The 3,432-nt window shown below is 59.4% G+C and carries 4 protein-coding genes and 2 pseudogenes; 2 read left to right on the forward strand and 4 right to left on the reverse strand.

Going from position 1 to position 3,432, the window contains the following annotated elements:
- Positions 1-171: 171 nt before the first annotated feature.
- The 4 genes and pseudogenes from XH84_RS31865 to ligD all read right to left on the reverse strand — a co-directional run bounded on the left by XH84_RS31865 (position 172) and on the right by ligD (position 2,590).
- Positions 172-837: an SOS response-associated peptidase gene (locus XH84_RS31865; RefSeq protein ID WP_128917772.1), complete on the reverse strand. Its 666-nt coding sequence runs from the start codon at positions 835-837 to the stop codon at positions 172-174.
- Between the two features lie 14 nt (positions 838-851).
- Positions 852-1,265 (reverse strand): hypothetical protein, encoded by a 414-nt coding sequence (locus XH84_RS31870; RefSeq protein WP_128917774.1) that lies wholly within the window; start codon positions 1,263-1,265, stop codon positions 852-854.
- Between the two features lie 258 nt (positions 1,266-1,523).
- Positions 1,524-1,694 (reverse strand): hypothetical protein, encoded by a 171-nt coding sequence (locus tag XH84_RS40170; RefSeq protein WP_164936029.1) that lies wholly within the window; start codon positions 1,692-1,694, stop codon positions 1,524-1,526.
- Positions 1,694-2,590, reverse strand: a pseudogene (ligD, locus tag XH84_RS41955) (non-homologous end-joining DNA ligase). Before ligD ends, XH84_RS40170 begins: the two are co-directional and overlap by 1 nt.
- 135 nt (positions 2,591-2,725) lie before the next feature.
- Between ligD and XH84_RS31880 the strand changes: the two are divergent.
- On the forward strand, positions 2,726-2,914 hold the full coding sequence (locus tag XH84_RS31880; protein ID WP_128917773.1) for a DUF3606 domain-containing protein: 189 nt from the start codon (positions 2,726-2,728) through the stop codon (positions 2,912-2,914).
- A gap of 318 nt (positions 2,915-3,232) precedes the next feature.
- Positions 3,233-3,432, forward strand: a pseudogene (locus XH84_RS40435) (hypothetical protein); the annotation flags it as partial.

A 3,432-nucleotide genomic window follows, 5' to 3' on the forward strand; every position in this document is an offset into this window, starting at 1 on the left:
AACCGCGCTAACAGGCCGAACACATGGCTGCTCCGACCAATACTGCGACGTGAAGATTCTCCTTGCCAACCCGGAGCCGTCCACACATGGCCCTTCTGGGACCTCACTCATTGTGCGCTGTCGCGCCGCTACCGTGAGACAAGCGGACATCGCGGATCTGTGAGCATACGCCTAGGACGGCCCTCCGGTGTCCTCCTTGTCACTCCCACGGGCGACGATCTTGAGTCCTTTATCAGGCAGCGGACGCTGCAAGGATTTTGCTTCGTCCCACGGCGCACGAAGCCAAATGTTCCACTCCTCGGGCGAAGTCAGGAGGACTGGCATGGCCTTAGGATGTATCGGTTCGACGACCGCGTTTGGGCTCGTCGTGAGAAACCCATAGACCTGATGCGGCCCCGGAATGGGCTTCGACTTCGTGCCGCGGTCGCCGTTGAAGGTTGACCAGATGCCGGCGAATGCAAAGAGTGGCCGCGTCTCCGCCAGCGCAAACCAAACAACATCTTTCTTCTTCGTCTCCGGATTCGGCTCCGGTGCGTATTCGGCGAAGCTGTTGGCGGGCACGAGGCAGCGGTGCTCAGGCTTGAGCCAAGCGCGCCAGTGAGGCGAGGCGGTGTTGCGGATGTTCGTCACCGGCGGACCGCCGGTGCGCGGTGGTGGCGGCATGCCCCAGCGCATCATCACCAGCGCGCGCTCGCCGCTTGCGTCGCGAATGACGGGGGCGGGGTAGTCCGGAAACACGCCGGGCATTGGCGGCAAGTTGCCTTCGTAGCGGTGGACGACACGGAAGAGTTGGGCGATGGCGGCCTGATTGGTGGTGATCGAATAGAGATTGCACATAAAAGAGTTTATTCCTACCGCTCGCCCGGCCACCAGATCGAGGGTGGGTGGCTGGCTGAAATCTTTGTCGGCCTGAGCGCTACAAGCGTACTGCGCTTATACGGGTAGCCACGCACTTGCGAACACTCCTTGCAACGCATGTAGCGTTCGAGTTCGTGGACCGGTGTGATCTTAGGACGCCGGATGACCTCGAGTGCAACGGTTTGATTGGTGTCGCAGCCAAGGCAGCGGACCTCGAGGTAGGGATATCCTCCATTGATCGCATCGCCAATGGTTGGCGATGGCTGGGCGGGACCTTTATAGCCGAGCATGCGGTAGTTCCACGCTTCGCAGGCCAGCTTGTCGGCCTCTTTGCGCGCTTCCTTGGCGCGTTCGGCCGACATTTTGATCTGAGTGCCAAAGAGATATTGGCGCGACTTCGTGGACATCCGATCATCAAGGCCATGAGCCAACAGGGTTGGCAAATTATCGATTCCTAGTAGGAGGGTCGGCCGGCCAGCCACTGCCGGTCGTGGCTGTGGAAAATCTCCTATCGCTATTGCCTCGTCGGCTCCTCTTCGATGGGCTCACCGTGTTGATGCTCGAACAGCTCGCCAAGGTCGCGGCAATCGAACAGCTCCCCACAGGTGGGACAAATGAGGAAGTGATCTTCCTCGCTTGCGGGCTGCCAACCTTCGTTACGGAATTTAGGTCTCATCGCGAGCCTCCGCCTTCTTTGCTGATGCATTTACCTTGGCGCGATCCTGCCGCTCCTCGGGCGGGAGGCTCAGCACGGCCGTGTGAAGCCACGCTGGAATGGTCAGCGGATCATCAAGCGATTTCTCCGCCCATGTCCGCCAGCGATCAAACGCGTCCATCACAGGTCCTCCCTCAATCCCTTGAAGAAGGGATGCCGCACCTTTCCCTCCGCCGACTTGGCGCGGTACTCGACCTCGGCCAGCAGCTTCGGTTCGACCCAGATGCCCTTGTGCGCGATACGCTTTGCGTAAGGCTGCGTCCTGCGGCGCAGCGGCTCCAGGCGCTTCCGCAATTCGGCGGCTGATGTCTTGTCGAACCCATGGTCGACCTTGCCGGCGTAGATGAGGTCACCGCCCTTGCGGCGGCCGAGATAGACGCCGTTCCATTTTCCTTCGTCGAGCGCGAAGCCCGCGATGGTCAGGGTCTCTCGCTGCCGGCAGGCCGCTGTTGTAGGGACTGTCGCGAACCTTGGAGATCACGCCTTCAAGCCGACCTTGCAGGCATGCACGAACATCTCGCGCCCTTCCAGCTCGAAGCTCTCGCTGAACTGCACGTCGGTGCCGGAAATGAGCTTCTTCAGCTCGGCCTTGCGCTGAATCAGCGGCAGACGGCGAATGTCGCGGCCGTTCAGATACAGCAGGTCGAAAGCGACCAGCACGATCTTGGACGACTTGCCCTTGAGTTCATTCTGCAGAACGGAGAAATCAGTCGTGCCGTCGGCGGCCGGGACAACGACTTCGCCATCGACGATCGCCGAGCCCGCCCTGATATGCCACGCGTCATTGGCGACTTTCTTGAAGCGTTTGGTCCAGTCGTGGCCGCGCCGGGTATAGATGGTGACCGCTTCATTGGCCAAGTGAAGTTGGACGCGATAACCGTCGAACTTGATTTCGTGAATCCACCGCTCCCCGGACGGCACCCTCTCGACGGAGGATGCCAAGGCCGGTTCGATAAAGCCCGGCAAAGGCGCCTTGACGCCGATCGCCGGGGACTTCCGCTGACGCTGGGACGCCACCAAACAACTCCACGCAACAAACTCATTTGATTCGAATCTTTCGGCGCCGATTCGTTCCGAGTTCGCCGTCGCTACAGAGAAGCTTTAGGAACAAACTGAATCCTCTGTGGTTTTCGCAGCGCATGGAGGTGCAACATGGCTAAAGCAAAGAAACAGACCGCTCGCGGTCGCAAGCAAGATCGCGCGCGGGTGGCGGGCGGGCAGAAATACGAAGTCAGCTACGAGGCCAAGAAGACGGGCCGCTCCGCCTCTGCCGTGAAGAAGGCGGTCAAGAAGGTGGGCAGCAGCCGAAAGAAGGTTGAGCGCAAGCTGAAGGGGCGTTGAGCTTCATCTTTAGGCTGTAGATCCGCAGGCCACCGCTGACTCGGTGAAAGTCAGCGCTTGGTCCTGAGGTGCCAGTAGCCGACCAGCGCTCGCCACTCAAAGATGATGACGGTGCCGCCGATCAGCGCCGTCCCGATGACGGCCATGATCAGGATCATTTCCAGCATCGAATCACCTCGCCCTGTTGGGAGATTCCTAAGTACCAAAGGGAATGGTTATTCCTAGTATATCTTTCGATGGATGTTTGAATCCTTGGTCCATGTTCGTCTGCCTCGCTGAAGACGAGGAACGGGATACAGTCGGTTCAGTTCAGCTCCCATGCCGCGCTACCATTTCGATTTGATCGATAGCAAAACTGTTGCTGACCACGGCGGACAAGTGCTCGAAGACGTGTCGATGGCAATTCAGGTCGCGAACCGTCTAGCTGTGGAGCCTCAAGAGGTTATCCTTGGTCAAACCGAGCCTGCTGATCGGCGTTTGAGAGTCTATACCACCGTGAGGTCGGTGCCAGTTGTATT

Source organism: Bradyrhizobium nanningense, from assembly GCF_004114535.1.
Classification (GTDB): domain Bacteria; phylum Pseudomonadota; class Alphaproteobacteria; order Rhizobiales; family Xanthobacteraceae; genus Bradyrhizobium; species Bradyrhizobium nanningense.